Origin of the sequence: Methanomassiliicoccus sp. (assembly GCA_033485155.1) — an archaeon.
Classification (GTDB): Archaea; Thermoplasmatota; Thermoplasmata; order Methanomassiliicoccales; family Methanomassiliicoccaceae; genus UBA6.
Genome location: JAWQJJ010000002.1, coordinates 154259 through 174114 on the forward strand (window position 1 = coordinate 154259; position 19856 = coordinate 174114).

At 58.8% G+C, this 19856-nt stretch carries 14 protein-coding genes; 8 read left to right on the plus strand and 6 right to left on the minus strand.

Features of this window, described 5'->3' with window-relative positions; all coding sequences use genetic code 11:
- Window positions 1-72 precede the first annotated feature (72 nt).
- Window positions 73-2670 carry a PAS domain S-box protein gene (locus SA339_03900; protein MDW5562347.1) on the plus strand — a complete coding sequence of 866 codons (2598 nt, stop codon included), beginning with the start codon at window positions 73-75 and terminating at the stop codon, window positions 2668-2670.
- 47 nt (window positions 2671-2717) lie between these two features.
- On the opposite strand, the gene SA339_03905 is transcribed toward SA339_03900, so the two are convergent.
- The 6 genes from SA339_03905 to rfbB form a co-directional block, all read right to left on the minus strand.
- Window positions 2718-3692, minus strand: a complete 975-nt coding sequence (locus tag SA339_03905) for a glycosyltransferase (protein ID MDW5562348.1) — start codon at window positions 3690-3692, stop codon at window positions 2718-2720.
- Window positions 3693-3786: 94 nt separating this feature from the next.
- Complete coding sequence (locus SA339_03910) at window positions 3787-5244, minus strand: lipopolysaccharide biosynthesis protein (GenBank protein MDW5562349.1); 1458 nt, start codon at window positions 5242-5244, stop codon at window positions 3787-3789.
- 163 nt (window positions 5245-5407) lie between these two features.
- Window positions 5408-6475: a GNAT family N-acetyltransferase gene (locus SA339_03915; protein MDW5562350.1), complete on the minus strand. Its 1068-nt coding sequence runs from the start codon at window positions 6473-6475 to the stop codon at window positions 5408-5410.
- A gap of 54 nt (window positions 6476-6529) precedes the next feature.
- Window positions 6530-7594: a DegT/DnrJ/EryC1/StrS family aminotransferase gene (locus SA339_03920; protein MDW5562351.1), complete on the minus strand. Its 1065-nt coding sequence runs from the start codon at window positions 7592-7594 to the stop codon at window positions 6530-6532.
- The gene (gene rfbA / locus SA339_03925; protein ID MDW5562352.1) at window positions 7591-8475 is read right to left on the minus strand and encodes a glucose-1-phosphate thymidylyltransferase RfbA; all 885 of its coding nucleotides are present in this window, start codon (window positions 8473-8475) and stop codon (window positions 7591-7593) included. Before rfbA ends, SA339_03920 begins: the two co-directional genes overlap by 4 nt.
- Window positions 8472-9617 (minus strand): dTDP-glucose 4,6-dehydratase, encoded by a 1146-nt coding sequence (gene rfbB, locus SA339_03930; GenBank protein MDW5562353.1) that lies wholly within the window; start codon window positions 9615-9617, stop codon window positions 8472-8474. The genes rfbA and rfbB overlap by 4 nt, the downstream gene beginning before the upstream one ends.
- A 178-nt stretch (window positions 9618-9795) precedes the next feature.
- Here rfbB and SA339_03935 point away from each other — a divergent pair, with 178 nt between their 5' ends.
- The 7 genes from SA339_03935 to SA339_03965 all read left to right on the plus strand — a co-directional run bounded on the left by SA339_03935 (window position 9796) and on the right by SA339_03965 (window position 19805).
- Entirely contained in the window at window positions 9796-10020 is a 225-nt protein-coding gene (locus SA339_03935) for a hypothetical protein (GenBank protein MDW5562354.1), read from the plus strand.
- Between the two features lie 167 nt (window positions 10021-10187).
- On the plus strand, window positions 10188-11315 hold the full coding sequence (locus SA339_03940) for a glycosyltransferase family 4 protein (protein ID MDW5562355.1): 1128 nt from the start codon (window positions 10188-10190) through the stop codon (window positions 11313-11315).
- A complete protein-coding gene (locus SA339_03945; GenBank protein MDW5562356.1) occupies window positions 11312-12394 on the plus strand; it encodes a glycosyltransferase family 4 protein in 1083 nt (360 codons plus the stop codon). The genes SA339_03940 and SA339_03945 overlap by 4 nt, the downstream gene beginning before the upstream one ends.
- Window positions 12395-12449: 55 nt before the next feature.
- The gene (locus tag SA339_03950) at window positions 12450-14621 is read left to right on the plus strand and encodes a DUF2206 domain-containing protein (GenBank protein ID MDW5562357.1); all 2172 of its coding nucleotides are present in this window, start codon (window positions 12450-12452) and stop codon (window positions 14619-14621) included.
- A 400-nt stretch (window positions 14622-15021) separates the two neighbouring features.
- Window positions 15022-17052, plus strand: a complete 2031-nt coding sequence (locus tag SA339_03955; GenBank protein MDW5562358.1) for a right-handed parallel beta-helix repeat-containing protein — start codon at window positions 15022-15024, stop codon at window positions 17050-17052.
- Between the two features lie 259 nt (window positions 17053-17311).
- On the plus strand, window positions 17312-18595 hold the full coding sequence (locus SA339_03960) for a right-handed parallel beta-helix repeat-containing protein (protein ID MDW5562359.1): 1284 nt from the start codon (window positions 17312-17314) through the stop codon (window positions 18593-18595).
- A gap of 103 nt (window positions 18596-18698) precedes the next feature.
- A complete protein-coding gene (locus tag SA339_03965) occupies window positions 18699-19805 on the plus strand; it encodes a glycosyltransferase family 4 protein (GenBank protein ID MDW5562360.1) in 1107 nt (368 codons plus the stop codon).
- The last annotated feature ends 51 nt before the right edge of the window (window positions 19806-19856 follow it).

Below are 19856 nucleotides of genomic sequence, written 5' to 3' on the forward strand. Positions count from 1 at the left end.
ATATTAGTTCTTAGAATGCTTATTTAATAGTCCGATATCATCGGTGGTGGCCGATGGAGTCGATGTGGGGAAATGTCGTCGAGTAAGTTCGAGCATATCGTGGAATTAGCCAACGAGGGCATCTGGACGTTGGATGCAGCCGGCCGGATCGACTACATTAACGAGCGGGGAGCGGCCATCCTCGGTTACGCTCCGGAGGAGATGCTCGGCCACCCGCCCACGGACTTCCTCTTTCCTGCGGATAGGCAAGGGTTCAACGGCATACCGGGGATCAATGGCCAGGCCGAGACGCAGCGCTATGAGGTCCGCGCTCGTCGCAAGGACGGCAAGGCGGTGTGGCTATCCGCATCCACGTCGTCCATCTATGACGATGACGGCCGTTACCAGGGCGCGATGGCGGTGTTCTCCGACGTGACCGCGCACAGGATGGCCGAGGAGGCAATGGCCTTCCAGGCCCACCTACTGGCAAACGCCCATGACGCCATAATCGCCCTGGATCGGGATTTTCGGGTGATCTATTGGAACGAGATGGCCGAGTGGATGCTGGGGTGGACGGCGCTCGAGGCCATCGGCCGGCACCCGGCCGGGCTGTTGAGGGTCCAGGTGCCGGGTAGTTCCAACGAGGTCGTGTTCAACGAGGCTATCCGGAAGGGCTATTACAGCGGTGAAGGGGCCCTTTGTCACCGGTGCAGGGGAGAGTACCCCGTAGACCTCCGTACCAAGGTGTTGAAGGACGAGCGAGGGGAGGTCATGGAGGTGGTAATCTCCATCCAGGATATCAGCGACCGGAAGGCGGCCGAGAGGGCATTGAAAAAGAGCGAGGAGCGCCATCGCCACCTGGTTCAGTATGCTCCATCCGCCATCTTCGAATTCGACTTCCGCACCATGCGCTTCAGGAACGTCAACGAGGCGGTGACCAGGATCAGTGGCTACTCCGAGGAGGAACTGCTCTCGATGAACGCGTTCGACTTCATCGACGATGAGAGCATGGGACGCTTCATGGAAGGGATCGCCAAGCGGCTCGCCGGGGTCGAGATGAGCGAGGAGGTCGAGTACAGCATCCATACCAAGGACGGCCGGAAGTTGTGGATCGACTTCCATCTTAAACCCATCTACAAGGACGACCGGCTCGTGGGTGCGTTCGTGGTCGGTCATGACGTCACCGAGCAGCGGGCGGTCAGGGAGAGGCTGCGGGAGAGCGAGGAGCGCTTGCGGACCGTTGTCGAGAGCTCCCGCGATGGCATCTACATGTTCGACGTTCATACTGCCCGATTAGTCTTCATGAGTCCGGCCATGGCGGAGGTCACTGGCTACTCCGAAGAAGAGCTGAAGGAGATGCCCGGCGAGGAGTTGAACGAGAAGACCCATCCTGAGGACAGGGAAAGGATGGCGGTTAGCAATCAAGCGGTCTTGGCAGGGAAGGACATCGGCGAGATGGCGGAGTACCGCTGGAGGGTGAAGGGTGGAGAATACCGGTGGCTGAGCGACCGCCGCAGGCTGATCTGCGATGAGAAAGGCCGCCCGACCGCGGTGGCCGGGATCATCAGAGACATCACCGACCGCAAGCGAGAGGAGCAGGCATTGCAGGAGAGCGAAGAGCACTTGCGGCTGCACTTCGACAACTCACCGCTGGCGGTCATCGAGTGGGATGCCGACTTTGTGGTCACCCGGTGGGCCGGTGAGGCGGAGAGAATGTTCGGCTGGACCGCTGAGGAAGCGGTCGGAAGGATGATCACGGACCTTGATCTCACCTATCCCGAGGACCTTCCCATCGTCGAGGAAACTATGGCCCAGCTCGCCCGCCGGACGAGCGACAAGATCGTCACCTCAAATCGCAACCTCACCAAGGGCGGCAGGGTGATCGAGTGCACCTGGTATCACTCGATGCTCGTGGTCGGGGATGGAAAAACTATCTCCGTGCTCTCCCTGGTGCTCGACAACACCGCCCGGGTCGAGGCGGAGAGGGAACTCATGCGGAGCGCCAACGAGCTCCGCCGATCCAACGCCGAGCTGCAGCAATTCGCCTATATCGCGTCGCACGACCTCCAGGAGCCGCTGCGGATGGTGTCCATCTACCTATCGCTGCTGAAGAAGAGGCATGGGAGCGGGCTTGAGCCTGAGGCGAAGGAGTACGTCAGCATCGCCATGGACGGCGCGGATCGGATGAGGCAGCTGGTGAACGACCTGCTGGAGTATTCTCGGGTGGAGACGAGGGAACGCAAGTTCCGTCCAGTGGACATGAACCGGGTCGCCGCTGGGGTGAAGAGCGAGCTGAGGATCGCCATCGCCGAGGCCAGCGCGGAGGTGAGGATCGACCCGCTGCCGACGGTGCTCGCCGACGAAGTCCAGATGAGGCAGTTGATGACAAATCTGCTCAACAACGCCATTAAGTTCCGCGGCGACCGGAAAACGGAGGTCGAGGTGACCGCGGTCGGCCGGGAGGGGGAATGGCTTTTCAGCGTCCGGGACAACGGCATAGGCGTCGACCCCAAGTATGCTGAGAAGCTGTTCAGGATGTTCCAGCGGCTGCACACCAGGGACGAGTACCCCGGGACCGGTATAGGGCTGGCGATCGCCAAGAAGATCGTCGAACGCCACGGTGGCCGCATCTGGGTAGAATCGGATGGAAAGAGCGGCTCGACCTTTGTCTTCACCCTGCCGCGGGCCTGATAGGCCTGCGAGCATGGCTGCAGCTCGGCCGTTCGTGGATGCCAACCTCACGGTTGCCTGGTGCGCGATCTAAGCAGCTCGACCGCGCGATGCGGCATGTTGACCATGAGGTAAGGGATCATCGAGCGCTTGTCCGGCATCTCCCTGACGATCGAAAGCAAGATCTTGGAGTTCGACACGCTCGGTTTGCTTACTGCCGCCACGCTCGCCGTTATCGCCGCGTCGTAGAGTATGGATTGCGGCAGCGAATGATTGAACCCCTCGCGCGCGAACCGCTGCAGCGCCAACCGCTCCCGGAACTGACGATATGCTAGATTCTCACCGTGCGTTTGTGCGCTCCAGCTCTTGCCGCCGGATACAATGTACCGGTAGGTAGCCATGGCCTCCGAGAAGCAGTATACCTTGCCCATCAGCACCAGGAGGAGGGGCAGTATGACGTCGCCGTTGACCTTGCAGGAGTAGAACTCGTCCCTGAGCTGGGGACTCATGGTCAAGAACACGTTGCGGATGACGTACGAGGCCGATTGACCAGGAATGAGGTTCTTCGGATACTCCTCGATGGTGTACTCGTGCTCCTCGACGGCGGTGTACCGGGGGATCTCGATCCTCTCTCCATGTCCATCGATGGCCGAGACTCGGTGCAGCGTACCGGCGAAATCCGGATTGGCCTCCAGGAATCTGACCTGACGGCTTAGCTTCTGGGAATCGGTCCAATAATCATCGCCTTCGCAGTAGGCGAGATACTTCCCACGTGCACGATCAAAATTGAACCTGTCGACGTCCCTGCCCCGCGAGTACTGGTTCTCCGATTGGTATATCGGCTTGACGATCCCCTGATGCCTCGCCTCGTACTCACGGATGATGTCAGCGGTTCCGTCCGTGGACGCGTCATCGTGGACCAGCACCTCGTAGGGGAAGTCCACCTCTTGCATGAGTATGCCGTCCAGGCACTGGCGGATGTATCTCTCGTGATTGTACGCGATAACGCACACGCTCACCATCGGCGCATCCGGGTCTGCCATATCGTTCATTATAGCCCTTCTCCCGTGATATGAAATGAGTTGTGGCGAACCGTCAGGGCATGCTCATCGATGGAGCGCCAAGCACAAAACCACCTCAGCATGGCTCTTTGAGCTTCGAGAAGTACTCACTCACCACCCCCACGGCATACATCAGGGAATCCAATTTCAGTGCCCAGGCGAGCCCCAGGTACGTTACCAGACCGATCGCGATCTGCGAGATGAGCGTCACCCAGGTGGAAAGGCCCAGGAACAGAACGCTGTACACGAGCCCACCCATGACCAGAGAGAGGACGAGGGACGGAACGATGTCCCGCCATTGCTCGGTGAAGCTGTAGTCGAGCAGCTTCCTGTTCGGATAGGCGTTGATGAAGGTGGCGATCACCCCGCTCAACACCATCCCCAGGGCTATGGCGTAGATGCCGAAAAGGATGGACACCGCGAGGATGCCCAGGTCGACCGTCCTCTTGACGACATCCAGCTTGAGGAAGATATCACTCCGGCCGATGGCGTTGATGGCTTGAAGGTTGGCTGTGTGGATGGGCCAAAGGGCGTATACCGCGCAGAATATCTGCAGGAAGAGGACGCTGGGAAGCCATTTGTCCGTCAGGATAAGAACGACCAGGGGTTTGGCTACGGCAGCCAGACCGACCATCGCCGGAAATACGATGAACGAGCTGGTGACCATGGCCCTGCGCATCATCTGTTTCAACTGGGGCCGATCGTCCTGTTTCTTGCAGTAGGCGGGGAGCATGACCGCCTGGATCGAGGTGTCGACGTTCTCTATCAGCGTTTTCGGGATCACCTGGCCCTGAACGAAGTACCCCAGTACGTTCGGTGGATAGATCTTCCCGATGACCAGGGGATAGACGTTGTTGCATGTCACGTCCATCAGACTCGATGCCAGAAGCTTCCACCCGTAGGAGAACAGCCCCTTGACCCGGGGGAGGGAAAAGAGCAGGTGTGGTCTCCACCTTACGGTGAACCACATGATGACGCACAGCGCCACCATCGAGGTCAGCTGCTGCCCCACCAGTGCCCACACCTGAAACCCCCCGTAGGCCATGGCGATCCCGATCGCTCCCGACAGGAGGACCGCGCCGAGGCTGCTGATGAACAGCCTCCGGAACTGGAAGTTCCTGGCCACGACCGCCTTCTGGATTGAGTTTACGGCGGCGAAGAAGAGGGTGAGGCCCAGGACCCGGAGGACCGGAGCGATGATCGGCTGGTGGTAGAACGACGCGATGAAGGGGGCAGCCACGAATAGGATGCAGTAGAACACGAGGGCGATCCCCAGCGACAAGAACAGCACCGAGGAGAGGTCCTCGTCGGTGACCTCCTTCTTTTGGACGAGGGCTGTCCCCAGGCCGCTCTGTACGAATGCCTGGGATATGGAGATGAAGACTATGATGAGGGCGATGATACCAAAATCCTCGGGAAGTAGCAGGCGCGCAAGGATGATCTGCACGACGAACTGGATCCCGGTCACCCCTCCCCCTTCTAGGAACTTCCAGAAGAGCGACGAGAGCACGTTGGACTTGAGGTCGTCGGGCATAGAACGGTGAGACGTCGGAGTTACTTCGTATTTAGACTACGGGTCTGCTGTCAGGGCGCTTATTGGACGTCCCGTGGTGTCTGTCCGGCCGACAGGCGCATCCATCGCCAACCATAGACGAGTTGCAGGCTAGGTCGGTCATCCAGCCTTTGCCGCGTTCGCATCATCGGCCGACGCCCCGGTACGGAGGGAAATATTGATCCAGGTCGCTCGAAACCCCGGTGGCCGTGCAGACATCCTCGTACATAGCGAGGTCATGGACCTTCCTGAAAGTCCTGAACGGCGCCGTGGTCCGTGAGAATGACAGCTTGAAATCGAGGACCCCGTCCCGGTGGCCATGGCCTCCGCCGAAGCAGAACACCCTCCACCCGGATAGCTTGGACCTGCTGATCGCCTCGGCCAATATCAGATAGAAGGCGTTTAGGTTCCGTCCCTCGACGTTCGTTCCGCCGAGGAAGGCATGTGCACTGTTACCGTATGCAAGGAGCCAGAGCGCGGAGACGACCTGGCCCTCGTGCTCCGCCAACAGCAGCGTGGATTCCTCCATTGCTGCCAGGCGACGGTAGAATTCCTCAGGGAAATAGTAGTCCGTTTCAGCCTGGCTCCGCTTCATCGTCTCATCATAAATCTTAGTGAACTCCCTGATGTCCGCCCCGTCCTTGGGCGAGGCGCGGATTGTTACTCCGGATCTCGTCGCCTTGTTAATAGACTGACGGCAATTCTTTTTGAAGTCCCGGTGTATCGTCTCCATGTCCTGAACGAGGTCGATGTACACCATGGGGCCATGATCGATCATGGTTCCATCGCCGCCCGAATCGCAACGTTGGAGGAATGGATTGGGTCTGTAGAATTCGGTCACGATGCCTTGGTCGGTGCAGAAGTCGTCGAATGCATTGCGAAACCCCTCGCATATCGGGCGGTCCAACCGCCGAGGGGAGATCCACACCGGCCCCGAGTAACCATAAGGTGAGGAGATGTCGTCTCCCCTCCACCTCGGATCGAGACCGGAGAGGGATTTGAGCATGAACGGGCATATTGCCGTTCCTTCCCCGGAGTCATAGACGAACAGCCGTCCCCGGCCTCCGAACGCGCTTTTCTCCTGGTCCAGGCACTCCAAGCTTCTAAGGTAATCGGGGTGGAAGGCGATGTCCAGTTGCTCGGCCCGCTCGATAATCTCTAACCACTCTTCCCTGTCCTCAGTGCTGATCAGGTAATAATCGGAACCTCTCATCGACCTACCATCGGCTCCGATGTCCGCTTCATGAATGTGGCCGTTCACATTTTTTTACTGGACCATCATCGATATGACCTTTTCCTGGCTTTCAGGGGCGAGGGTTGGATATATGGGCAAACAGAGAACCCTGCAGGCCCTGTCCCTGGAGACGGGGGCCTCTCCACCAGGGGGCATGTATCCCACGGTGTCCAGGGAAGGATAGAAGTACCGCCGGGGGAAGATGCCCGCCTCATTCAGGCGGCGCTGCGTTACCTCGAGATCGTGCTCCGAGGGTAGGAGCACCGGATAGTAAGCGTAGTTACGCGTGGCGGCCTCGTTCCAACGGGGCACCTCGAAGCGCCCAGACAGCGCGTCCTCGTAGCGTTCGTGTACTTCCCTGCGCTTCTCAAGGAGGGCATCCATCTCGTCCAGCATAGTCAGCCCCATGGCGGCGTGCAGCTCGCTCATCTTGGCGTTGATGCCGACATCGACGATTCGATCCCCATCAAAGCCGAAGTTGATCAGCCTGCATGCCATCTCGTAATCTTCCTCTCTCTTGAACACGACCGCTCCCCCTTCAATGGTATGGAACACCTTCGTCGCATGGAAGCTGAGGACGGAGGCGTCCCCACATCGAAGGACGCTTCTATCCTTCAATCGAACGCCAAAGGCGTGGGCGGCGTCGTAGATCACGCTCAGATCATGATCGTCGGCCATCTGTTCGAAGGCTTCTACATCACAAGGGTTCCCGTATACATGGACCGGCACCAGGGCCGTAACCTTGGGCTCCACCGCCTTGCGGGCCTTATCGGGGCTGAGGTTCAGCGTTCCCGCGTCAATGTCGGCGTAGATGGGCGAGATGCCCTCCCACCTCAGCGAGCTGCTGGTGGCCACATAAGTGAACGGAGTGGTTATGGCCTTCCCAGTAACGCCCAGAGCCTGGTACGCTATCTGCAGGGCCAGGGTGCCATTGGCCACGAGGAGCAGGTAGCGGACGCCCAGGTATTCCTCCAGGCGGGCCTTCAGCTCCTGCACCAAAGGGCCATTGTTGGTGAGCTGGTTGCTCTGATAGCACCGCTCGACGTATCCGAGATATTTGTCCTTGTCCGGCAGGTAGGGCCGGGTGACGGGGATCATATATGCTTCCTCGTCTCCGATTCCAGCAGCTCACAGAGATACCGCCCATAGTCGTTCTTGACCCCCGGCTGGGCCAACTCCTTAACCCGCTCCGAGGTCATCCAACCGTTGCGCCACGCAATCTCCTCCAGGCAGGCGATCTTGTAGCCCTGCCGCCTCTCGATGGTCTCCACGAACTGGGCGGCGTCCAGCAGGCTGTCGTGGGTTCCCGTGTCCAACCATGCGAAGCCCCGCCCAAGGAGCTCGACGTTGAGATCGCCCCTGTCCAGGTAGGCCTGGTTGACGCTCGTGATCTCCAGCTCCCCCCGGTTCGAGGGTTTCACTCTTTTTGCGATATCTATGACATCGTTGTCGTAGAAGTACAGTCCGGTTACGGCGTAGTTCGACCTGGGTCGCGATGGTTTTTCCTCTATCGAGACTGCCTTCAGGTTCTGATCGAACTCGATGACCCCAAAGCTCTCCGGGTTCTTGACGAAATAGCCGAACACCGTGGCCCCGGACTCCCGGTCGAATGCCTTCCTGAGCCTTGGCGTCAGGTCCGGACCGTAGAAGATGTTGTCCCCCAGGATGAGGCACACGCGGTCATCGCCGATGAACTTCTCGCCGATGATGAAGGCCTGGGCCAGGCCGTCAGGGCTGGGTTGGACGTCATAAGTCAATTCGATGCCGAATCGCTGGCCGTTTCCCAGCAGCCGATCATAGTTATCCTTGTCCTCGGGAGTGGTGATGATCAATATGTCCCTGATGCCGGCCAGCATCAGCACCGACAGCGGGTAATAGATCATCGGTTTATCATATATCGGCAGCAAGTGCTTGGACAACCCCCTGGTGACGGGGTAGAGCCGCGTCCCGCTGCCCCCGGCGAGAATGATGCCCTTCATGCCAACACGCCCAGCCTCTGCCTCTGGTAGGAACCGTCCTGAACCCGCCGGCACCAGGTCCGGTTTGCCAGGTACCATTCGACGGTCTTGCGCATACCCGTCTCGAACGTTTCGCTCGGAATCCAGCCAAGCTCAGCCCGCACCTTCGAGGGGTCGATGGCATAGCGGCGGTCGTGACCGGGGCGGTCCTGCACGAAGGTGATGAGGTCGCTGAATCGTTCGATGTTGCCCGGCTTCTTGGGGACGAGTTCGTCGAGCAGCTCGCAGATGAACTGCACTACCTCGATGTTCCTTCTCTCGCTTCGTCCGCCGATGTTATAGGTCTCGCCCGTTTCTCCCCCGGCGGCCACCAGGCAGAGGGCACGGACATGATCCTCCACGTAGAGCCAGTCCCGGATCTGGTCACCCTGGCCGTAGATCGGCAGAGGCTGGCCATCCAGCGCGTTGAGGATCATCAGCGGAACGAACTTCTCCGGGAACTGGTACGGGCCGTAATTGTTGGTGCAGTTGGTCACTATGGTGGGCAGCCCGTAGGTCCGGAACCACGCCCGTACCAGGTGATCGGAGCTTGCCTTGCTCGCAGAATAGGGAGAGCTCGGAGCGTAGGGGCTGGCCTCAGTGAAACTTCCTCCGGCGTCCCCGAGGTCTCCGTAGACCTCGTCGGTCGATACGTGATGGAAGAGGAATTGACGCTGCTCGCTCCTGGGCAGATCTTCCCAGTATCTACGCGCCGCTTCCAATAAGGTATAGGTGCCCAGGATATTGGTCCTGATGAACGCCCCGGGGCCGTCGATGGAGCGGTCGACGTGCGTTTCGGCGGCCAGATGTATAATGGTATCCGGCCGATATCGTTCGAAGATGTCGCTTATCTCGATGGCCTCGCATATGTCCGCCTGCTTGAAGCGGTAGCGAGGGCTGTCCTCCACCTCGCTGAGCGAGTCCAGGTTTCCTGCGTAGGTCAGCTTGTCAAGGTTCAATACAGTATGTTCCGGCTGTCGTACCAAGTGGCGGACGACTGCCGAGCCGATGAACCCCGCCCCGCCAGTAACGACCACCCGCCTCATCCTGCGGCTCTCTTTGACGATGATTCCCCCTCTGACGATCATATCCCTTGATGGTTTAATCGGCCTTATGCTGGCCATGTCCAAAAACGGGAGCTTTCTCTATTTATAAATTGATGGTTGGCGGTCGTGACGGCCCTCGGGGGGCCCACATTCATCTCAACCTCGAGTCCGCATCAAACCCCCTGGCTCAATGTCTGCGCCGTGGGAACAGGCTAAATACGGCTGGCTATAATCTTAACACAATATGCTGTCGAGCATGTCCATGGCCGTCTCGATCGACGGGTTCAATGTGCCATCGGCTCTCGTCCCCGGGATTGGAGGTGCTTTGATCGTGGCCACGCTGATCATATTGCTCTTCTCCCGGGAGCTGATTCTCCAATCCCATCAGTGCTCCCCGCGGTTGATGAGATGGGTGAACCTGGCGCTCGTACCTCTGCTGCTGGCCTTCGTGGTCAACATAATCCTTCTGATGCTCAGTTAGTCCTCTGATTTTAAGCGCGTCCTTTCCTGATTTGGACGGCTCGCTAGAGATCATCATCTCGAAGAGACTCGAGGCCACCTCGGCCAGGAAGCATCAGACCGGGCTTGTTCTCAAGGCACGCACAAATAGAAGCAGGTTCAATCTTAATGAGAGGGGGTTATCGTCCATTGAACATACTGGTCTGCGCTTCTGAGTTCTTCCCTCACGGATCCGGCATCGCCAACGTGGCTCACAGCGTCACGGAGCAGTGGAAGAAGCAGGGAGCACGGTGCACCGTATGTTCGCCCTCCGGGCCGGACATACCCATCGAGTCCCTGCGCAACTGCGGGTACGCCGGCATCATGCCGTTCTGGGAGAAGGTGCGCTCCCGTTTCGATCGTCAGGGAGGCGACTATGACCTCGTGTGGCTCCATAATCCAATGTTCGTCCGGGCCAGCCCGTTCCGCGATTCGTTGGCAACGATCCACACGACCTCGTACGGGCATGTGGAGAGGAAAGGCCACCCCTTGCTGCTCCATTCATACTACGTTTCGAAGATGCAGATCGAGCGCTACTGTTGGAACAAGCTGGACCGCGCTCCCGGAACCATGTTCTCGACCATCAGCTGCTCGGTGGCCGGCGAGCTGACCCATCTGGGGATTGAGAAGCACCCCATCATACCGAACGGAGTAGATACCGAACGATTCTCGCCCCGCCACCGTTCCGATGCTCTCCGGGCCCGGCTGAACATTCCCCCAGACGCTCCGATATTTCTCTCGGTAGGGAGGCTGACCCCCCAGAAGATGCCCCTCAGCCTGCTGCACGTGTTCAATGAGGTGCAGAAAGAACTGGAGGAGGCACGGCTCCTAATCGTGGGGACGGGAGAGCTTCTGGACCAGGCGATCGAGTTCGTCCGCCATAATGATATGGAGAACGTCATCTTCCTGGGGCGGGTGCCTGATGGCGAGCTGCCCTCCATCTATGCCAGCTCCGACTACTATGTCATGGCCTCCATCTACGAGGGCCAGCCGCTGACGGTGCTGGAGGCCATGGCTTCGGGGCTGCCGTGCATCGTTTCCGACATCCCCAGCATCGACGTGGTCAGGAAGGCGGAGGGGGGTCTGATGGTCGACTTCCAGGACGCTCGGGGCTGTGCCGACGCCATCGTCGGATATCTGAGGCACCAGGATGGCGAACATGGCGGCAACGGCCGTTCGTATGTCGAGGCCAACCTCGACTGGGATATCATCGCCCGGAGGTACCTGGAGTTGGCGAAGGACGACCACGGGAACGTCGGGGCCGCAGGTGATCAATGAAGATCGTCATCCTGACCTTCAACGCCTCGGGGGGCCTCAATCACTACATCTCGCAGCTGGCTAACAGTCTAGCGAAGAGCGAGGAGGTAACCGTGATCGGACCTCTGGGGTTCGACCGTGCCGTCTACTCGGATCGAGTGAAGACCATCGGGATGCACCTAGGGAACGTGATCCCGGACATCTTCACCGACATCATCATCTTCACCAGGATGCTCGATTTCGTTAGGTGCGTGCGGGAGGAGCAGCCAGACATCATCCATTGCAATAACTTCAACCTATGGAGCGGTTTCCTGCTCCCCTTGTTCGAGGACGTCCCCATCGTCCTCACAGTCCATGACGTCAGTCCCCATCCGGGGACCCGGGGGTTCGACAAGCGATGGGGGTTGAAGCAGCATATCGCTCTAGCTGACCGAGTCATCGTCCACGGCAACAACGCCAAGGAGCGTCTCGGCCTCGGCGATAAGTGCGTCTCCCTCCCCCATGGTGACTACTCCTTCTTCCTCGATTTCGCCACCCCCGTGGCGGAAGAGGAAGCGATCCTGTTCTTCGGCCGTATCGAGGAGTACAAAGGCCTGGAGTTCCTGCTCGAGGCTATGGTGGAGGTAGGTAAACGATATCCTGACGTCAAGCTCATCATCGCCGGCAGCGGGGACCTGAGCAAATATGACGATCTTCTGCGCCGGCAGACCAACCTGGAGGTTCACAACCGCTACATCGCCGACCAAGAGGTGCCGTCGTTCTTCCAGCGAGCGAAGCTGGTGGTGCTCCCGTACCTGGAGGTCACCCAGTCGGGGGTGATCCCCATCGCCTACTCCTTCCGGAAGCCGGTGGTGGCGACGGACGTGGGGTCCATACCAGAGGTCGTGGACGACGGCGCCACGGGGGTGATCGTTCCGCCGGCCGACGCCAGGGGCTTGGCGTCTGCGATCACCGCCCTCCTGGACGATGAGGAGCGGAGGAAGCGAATGGGCGAGAACGCCTACCGGATGATGAGATCGGAGCTTTCCTGGACGGAGATCGCCAGGAGGACCACGGACATCTACCGCGACCTTTCAGTAAGAAGCGGAGATAACCGCTGAGCGCCTCCTCGGTGTTAAAAGGTTTTTTCAATCCCACCCTGCCATCGAATATGCCATGTCGAACGGAGCGAAAGGGTCGGGGAGCGACACGACAGTGCACCGGGCCGTCCCCGTCCGGACCCTGATTCTGGTTGTCCTCTCCCTCGAGCTATCGCTCTTCGGCATCATCGTCATCGGTTCCATGGGATTGTGGGTCCAGCCGGCGCAGCAGGTATTGGGGTTGGTATGCTTCCTGGTCGTCCCCGGCCTCCTGCTGTTATGCGTCCTGAGGTCCGAGGAACATGGAGTCATCAAGACCGCCCTGCTCGCCCTCGGCCTCAGCATCGCCATCCTGATGGCCGAAGGGCTGGTACTGAACACGATCCTGCCGATCTTAGGCATTGAGCGACCGTTGACCCTTGTGCCCATCTCCATCGGGCAGGTAGCGATCGTACTCCTTCTGTGCCTTGTACTGTATACGCGGCCAGGGCACGCGCCCATACGGTTCTCCTTCGCCCGGCTGAGCACGAGAGAGGCACTGATCTCTTTGACCGTGATCATCGCCCTGCCGGCGGTAGCCATCCTGGCGGTCACCTTGTTCAATGATTACGGCGACAACCTGGTGCAGATGCTCCTGTTGCTCGCGGTGGCGGTTCTCATCCTGCTCAGCAGCGCTCGCCGGTGGATACCTGAACGTGCCTACCCGTTCCTCATCTTCGCCCTCTCCCTGGCGCTTCTGCTGCATACTTCGCTGGTGACATCGTACCTGTGGGGATGGGACGTCCATAAGGAGTACTTCTTCTCACGGAGTGTCATCGACAACGGCTTTTGGGATATGTCATTCTATTCCAACGTCAATGCCATGCTGAGCATAACGATGGTGGCACCGCTGCTGTCCATCGTAAGCGCCATCGATCTGCTGACGATCTTCAAGCTCGTCTTCCCGCTGGTGTTTGCGCTCGTCCCGGTCGTCATGTTCTTCGTCTTTCGGACCCGGTGGGATGCAAGGATTTCGTTGCTAGCTGCCCTGCTCCTGATCTCCTACTTCTCCTTCTACCTGGACATGCCCTGGCTGGGTCGCCAGCAGATCGCCGAGCTCTTCCTGGCCCTCATGCTCCTGGTCTCCTTCGATGCCGACTTCAGGTCGACGACAAAGGTCTTCCTGTTCACGGTATTCGCCGCCGGGCTGGTCGTATCTCACTATGGCACGACGTACGTGGTGCTGCTGTGCCTGGTACTATCATTCATCCTTCTGAACCTCAGCAGGGTCGGGCGCTATATCTTGGGGGCTAGGGATGGAAGAGGATTCCTTCGCTATATGTGGACGCAACCCTCCAATATCTTCCTCCTGCGATCCGGTACGGTCCTCCTGTTCTTCCTGCTCGCGTGGTTCTGGTACTTCTACGCGTCAAGCTCGTCGGCCTTCGATACGATCGTACATCTAGGCAACCAGATCATCACCGCAATCTACGACGACACTCTAGGGCCGGGCGCGGTGCAGGGGGCGGACTATCTCTTGGGTGCGACGTCGACCAAGCTGCATGACGTGGGCAAGATCGTCCAGCTGATGACCCAGGCCCTCATCGGGCTGGGACTCGTGATGTTCGTATGGAAGGACCGGAAACGACCCACCGACCACTATTTCCTGTCGATAGCGTTCTTCGTCGTCCTGGTCGCCGCCCTCACCGTCCCGTACTTCTCGAACGCGCTGAACACCTCTCGTTTGTACCAGATCTGTTTGCTGATCCTATCTCCCTTCGCGATCCTTGCAGCCGTCGTCGGCAGCGAATGGTTGTTCGGCTTGGGACGAGGCCGTTCAAGGGTCGATGGGCATAAGGTGGTCGCGCTCTTCATCGCGCTGTTCCTGGTCTTCAGCTCAGGCTTTATCTACGAGCTGGCGAACGATGAAACGACTAACATGGCGCTAGACAAGAACATGGACTTCCCCCGATACACCGACCCGGAGGTCATGGGGGCGCTGTGGCTTCATTCCTTCGCCGACCCCGACCAGTATCGGTATGGTGACGAGTTCGGGGTCGAGCTGCTGTGGGGCTACGGGCCGACCACCGCCTCGGGGCTCCCTTACAGCTACGCGTCCCTAGCCGATGGCTCTTACATCGTGATGGGGCCCTACAACCTTAGGCATGATGCGGTGTTCGACGGGAACGAGTACTTCCCGGTATGGCCATACACCAACCCGTCGAATCATATCTACAGTAGCCTGCACTCGAGTATCTATCTAAAATAGGGTCGGAGCATGGCCGTTCTTATCTATCTCGTTCGACGGTCGAGCGAAGCGGGAGCTAGTCGTCACCGTTCAAGCACCGACCCGTCAACTTGGAACGGTGCCTCTTTGACAATGGGGCGGAGAGGGGGGTAATAAGTCAAATTCGGCCCAAATATTTTTATTAGTATGTATTATTTTTATGCGTCGAGGACCTGAAAATAGCGTACAATATGTCAATCTAAATATTCAGAATGTAACATTTATCAACGTACAAACCCTTGCTTCTACTGGAGGTGGAAATGGGGCATCTCGTGTGCTTTTATTATGAGAATCCAGTATGATATTTTTTGTTGATTTTATTAATTAAGAATATCTGCTCGGAAACCGATAGGAAGAGAACCGAACCCGTTATGAGGGAAACATGAAAATAAGATCTAAAGGAATTATAGATAAATCTAAAAATAATAAGCGGAGGAAGAAGCTCGTTGCGTTAGCGATCGTAGCTGCCCTCCTAGGGGCATCGGCTCTGCTCGTTCTTTGCGCGGGAGATCAGAAAGTCGATACCTCAGGCTATGTGGATGCACGCTCCTATTATCGCAACAAGGGGACCTCCAGCATCAGTTGCGCTCTGACCTCTTCGAGCGTTGATATCGGTAAGAACGTCCACGCGTCCTGTGTTCTGCAGGGCACCAGCTCCGGCGGCACTAGCAAGATTAGCTGGGCCACGGTCGGTTTGTCGATCACTTTGCCTGATGGCTCGACCGCCTATCCCAAACAAGGTTCCAGAACGACGACCATGTCAGGCGGTACCTTCTCGGTCGACTACACGCCCCAGAAGGTTGGGACTTATACTCTGAAGATGACCTACTCAGGGAACGTGGCTTACTCCGGCTGCACCAAGACCGTCACCTTCAGCGCCGCTTCTCCAGGCAGCGCCGTGCAGACCTCGCAGATCTCACTGTCAGGCTCTGACGCCGTAACGGTGGGCGCGGCTAAGACCATCGCCGGCTCGCTGAAGAGCGCGAGCGGAGTGGGGATCGCCAACGCTGCCGTGAGCATTGCGGTCACTCTGCCGGGAGGCAGCGCCGGGACGTCATCCAGCGTCACCACCGGAGCCGACGGGAGCTTCTCCTACGCTCTGACGCCATCCACCGCCGGCACATACACTGTGAAAGCCAGCTTCGCCGGGAACGCCAACTTCGCCGCTTCCAGCCAGACCCTGAGCTTCACCGCCCAGACGTCAACGACGCCTACCACGCCGACAACTCCTACCACGCCAACGAGCTACAACTACATGGTCACCGTCAGCTCGGTCAAGGACCCCTCCGGTAACGTTGTGTACTCAGGGACCGGATCCCAGTGCATCCAGTATGCGCTTTCCCATACTCCCGCAGGTGGGACCGTCTACATCGGACCGGGGACCTACAGCATCGGAGGCACCTTCAATGTCAACCGCAACCTCGTCGGCAACGGCAACGACACCAAGCTGGTGGCTGACGGAAGCAACGAGCGGTCGTTGATGACCATCCAGAACACCGATGGGTCCACCTTGTCCGGCGTCACCGTCAGCAACATGCAGCTGGACGGTCAGGGCGCGAAGTTCCCCAACGCCCAATACGGCGGCATCATGACCGTGCGGGTCTCCAACTGCGTGATGTCGAACCTCTACATTCACGACTTCCCGTACAGCCAGGGCATAGAGTTCCAGGCGTCCTCCCATAACGTCATCCGCAACTGCGTGATCGCCAACATCGGCTACGGCAACCAGTACGGCAGCGGCATTTGCTCGGGCAGCATGATCAAGGGAATACCGTCGGAGTTCAACCTCGTTGAGGGATGCACCATTACTGGTTGTTCTTTCACCGGCATCGACTGGGAGCCGGGGAACGACAACACGGTTCGGAACACCACCATCAGCGGGCTGACCTCGTGGTCCGGCAACACTGTCGGGATATCCATATGGAGCCTCGACGGGTGGCCGGCGTCGACCAACAACAAGTTCTACAACGTCAAGGTCGACCACTCCGGCGTCGGGGTGGACTCGGCGTCGGTGTCCGGCGCTCTCTTCCAGGGCTGCACCTTCACCGGCTCCAAGACCGCGGCCATCTACGGAAAGTCCTGCTCCAACTGGCAAATCGTCGATTGCACCATCCTGACCAACGGCGGTCACGGCGTGCACTTCGACTACGGGAATGCCAACACCGTCACCGGCTGCCACATCGAGGACACCAGCCGGGGAATGGCCAAGAACGGCGTGCTAATGACCAGCGACTCGGCCAATCCGAGCAAGGGGAACGTCGTCAGCGGGAACCAGATATACTACATGAGCCGGGCCATCTCCTTCGGTTCGTACACCACCTCGTCGACGGTGAGCAACAACACCGAGGTCGGCTGCCGCTACACCGATACGATCCCGGCGTCCAACACTGTCAGCGGGACCGTAAGGCAGTGATACGATGCATCAAAGGAATAAGCGGACTGGGGTTCGAGGATGCCCCCTCATCCCGGGGCAAGGTGGTAATGAGCTGAGATGCCGCTTGACCAACGGACCAACATCGAGGTTGGAACGAGGCTTGGTGCCTCCTCTTTTTTTCTTTTTCATTCCTCACCCTTTACCCGTCTGACCATCGTCGTGGGGGTGGCCACTACGAACTCGTTTAACGTCACTCTTTAAAATACGTCGGCCTGGAATCTATCGACCGAGGTGCGCGATGAAGACCGCATCCCGGATCCTGGTGGCCCTGCTGGTGGTCGGATTGGCCTGTGGCCTTATACTATGGGCTTTCTCCATCCAGGTGCCACAGCCTTCAGGTCATGACTACTCGGTCACGGTCAGCGGAGTAGAGGACCCCTCCGGTAACGTCGTGTACTCTGGAACCGGCTATCAATGCATACAATACGCTCTGGCCTGCACCCCGGTGGGAGGGACGGTCCATCTGGAGGCCGGGACCTACACGATCCCGGATGGCTTCAACGTAAACCGCAGCCTCGTCGGCAGCGGCAACGACACCAAGCTGGTGGCTGACGGAAGCAACGAGCGGTCGCTCATGACCATAAGCAACGCGGACGGCTCAAGTTTATCCGGCGTCACCGTCAGCAACATGCAGCTGGACGGTCAGGGCGCGAAGTTCCCCAACGCCCAATTCGGCGGCATCATGACGGTTGGAGTATCCAATTGCACGCTGGAGAACCTGTACGTTCACGACTTCCCCTACAGCCAGGGCATAGAGTTCCAAGCATCATCGTATAATAGTATACGCAACTGCGTGATCGCCAACATCGGCTACGGCAACCAGTACGGCAGCGGGATATGCTCTGGAAACATGACCAGGGGCGTGTCATCGGCGTTCAATGTGGTGGAGCACTGTACCATTACTGGTTGTTCTTTCACCGGCATCGACTGGGAGCCGGGAAATGATAACGTCGTGCGAGATACGACCATCAGCGGGTTGACCTCGTGGTCCGGGAACACCGTCGGGATATCCATATGGAACATCGACGGGTGGCCGGCGTCGAGCAATAATCGATATTACAACGTCAGCATCGACCACGCCGGGGTGGGAGTGGATTCCGAGGCCGTTACGGGCACGGTCTTCGAGGGCTGCACCTTCACCGGCTCTTCCTCTGCCGCAATCTACGCTGCCGGATGTTCAGGCTGGAAGGTTAACAGCTGCACGATCAAGACCAACGGCGGCCACGGTGTGTTCTTCGATAATGGCAATGCCAACACCGTCACCGGCTGCCACATCGAGGACGCCAAACGAGGATACAACTATGGTGTGCAAATGACCAGCGATGCAGCCAACCTCAGCCAGGGAAACGTCGTCAGCGGGAACCAGATATCCTATATGGACCGCGCTATCTACTTCGGCTCGTACACCACCTCGTCGATGGTGAGCAACAACACCGAGGTCGGCTGTCGATACGCGGATTCCATTCCTGGAACTCCTAACACCGTCATCGGGAACGTCAGGGAAAGCACGGCCGATTGGTAGTGATGCAAGCCATCGAACACCTGAATTGGGTGAGACGGGTGCACATATGCAGATAATTAGATAATGTTCCGGCAGACAACCCATACTGGGTAATGATCGGTTCATGAACATCCTGAGGGTCGTCAACAGCCTGTACCCGTCGGCGGTAGGGGGGACGGAGATCCATGCTCACGAGCTCTCGAGAGCACAGGCCAGCCTAGGCAACAAGGTCACCGTCCTGACGTCCAGAATGGGCGGCTGGCCGGCGACGGAGGACCGGGACGGGTATCACATCATCCGCACCAGGCCGCTGTTCAACCCCCTTGGCAATGCCATCCAGCCGACGGTCTTCCTCAAGCTCGTGGACCTTAGGAGTGAGATGGACATCATTCATGCCCATTCGCATCTATCATTCTCATCGGGACTGTGTGCCGCTTTCCGGCACGTCCGTTCAACTCCCCTGGTCATCACCGATCACGGTCTCATCTCCCAGACCGCCTCCGCCAAGTTCCAGGATCTGTACCTGCCGACCGTGGCCAGGTGGATCTACCGTTCCGCCGATGGGATCATCTGCTACACCGAGGTCGAGAAGGCCGGTCTGGTGGAACTTGGCATTCCTGAGGAAAAGATCGCGGTCATCCACAACGGCATCGATACTGGCCTGTTCCGTCCCGCTTCACCTCGCGAGGAGAGCGAACAGCTGCTGTGGATCGGACGGTATACGCCCGGGAAGGGGGTGCGATACCTGATCGATGCCTTCGCCCAGTTGAAAAAAGACAATCCCCGCCTCTCGCTGCTGATGGTCGGGAAGGGTCCGGAAAAGGCGGCTATCGCCGAGCGGGTGAGGGAGTTAGGCTTGAACGGATCGGTCATCATGAATGACTTCGTGCCCAACGACGAGCTGCCCGATATCTACCGGCGCTCGCGCGCGTTCGTTCTACCGAGCATCGAGGAGGGAGTGCCAAGAGCTTTGCTGGAAGCGATGGCCTGCGGCGTGCCGGCGGTGTGCACCTCGCTGCCGCAGCTGGTCGACATCGTGTCCGGGGCGGGTCTGCTGGTCCCCGTGCGGGACTCGAGAGCGATCGCCGAGCAACTGTCCCGCATACTCTCCGACGACGCATTATCCGCTCGCCTGGGTGAGGTCGGGACGGAGCGCGTGCGATCTCAATACTCGTGGGATGACACGGTCCGGAGGACTCTCTCCTATTTCGAGGGGATCATCACGAACTGAGGTCGCTCATTCCGCGAAGCTGGTGGCACATGAGCTTATATCGCAGGCGAT

What these genes read in the sequence shown, in the direction of transcription:
- SA339_03900 (MDW5562347.1), top strand. Translation starts at nt 73, where the DNA reads ATGTCGTCGAGTAAGTTCGAGCATATCGTGGAATTAGCCAACGAGGGC.
- SA339_03955 (MDW5562358.1), top strand. Translation starts at nt 15,022, where the DNA reads ATGAAAATAAGATCTAAAGGAATTATAGATAAATCTAAAAATAATAAG.
- SA339_03905 (MDW5562348.1), bottom strand. Translation starts at nt 3,692, where the DNA reads ATGGCAGACCCGGATGCGCCGATGGTGAGCGTGTGCGTTATCGCGTAC.
- SA339_03965 (MDW5562360.1), top strand. Translation starts at nt 18,699, where the DNA reads ATGAACATCCTGAGGGTCGTCAACAGCCTGTACCCGTCGGCGGTAGGG.
- rfbA (MDW5562352.1), bottom strand. Translation starts at nt 8,475, where the DNA reads ATGAAGGGCATCATTCTCGCCGGGGGCAGCGGGACGCGGCTCTACCCC.
- SA339_03920 (MDW5562351.1), bottom strand. Translation starts at nt 7,594, where the DNA reads ATGATCCCCGTCACCCGGCCCTACCTGCCGGACAAGGACAAATATCTC.
- rfbB (MDW5562353.1), bottom strand. Translation starts at nt 9,617, where the DNA reads ATGGCCAGCATAAGGCCGATTAAACCATCAAGGGATATGATCGTCAGA.
- SA339_03960 (MDW5562359.1), top strand. Translation starts at nt 17,312, where the DNA reads ATGAAGACCGCATCCCGGATCCTGGTGGCCCTGCTGGTGGTCGGATTG.
- SA339_03915 (MDW5562350.1), bottom strand. Translation starts at nt 6,475, where the DNA reads ATGAGAGGTTCCGATTATTACCTGATCAGCACTGAGGACAGGGAAGAG.
- SA339_03950 (MDW5562357.1), top strand. Translation starts at nt 12,450, where the DNA reads ATGTCGAACGGAGCGAAAGGGTCGGGGAGCGACACGACAGTGCACCGG.
- SA339_03910 (MDW5562349.1), bottom strand. Translation starts at nt 5,244, where the DNA reads ATGCCCGACGACCTCAAGTCCAACGTGCTCTCGTCGCTCTTCTGGAAG.
- SA339_03935 (MDW5562354.1), top strand. Translation starts at nt 9,796, where the DNA reads ATGTCCATGGCCGTCTCGATCGACGGGTTCAATGTGCCATCGGCTCTC.
- SA339_03945 (MDW5562356.1), top strand. Translation starts at nt 11,312, where the DNA reads ATGAAGATCGTCATCCTGACCTTCAACGCCTCGGGGGGCCTCAATCAC.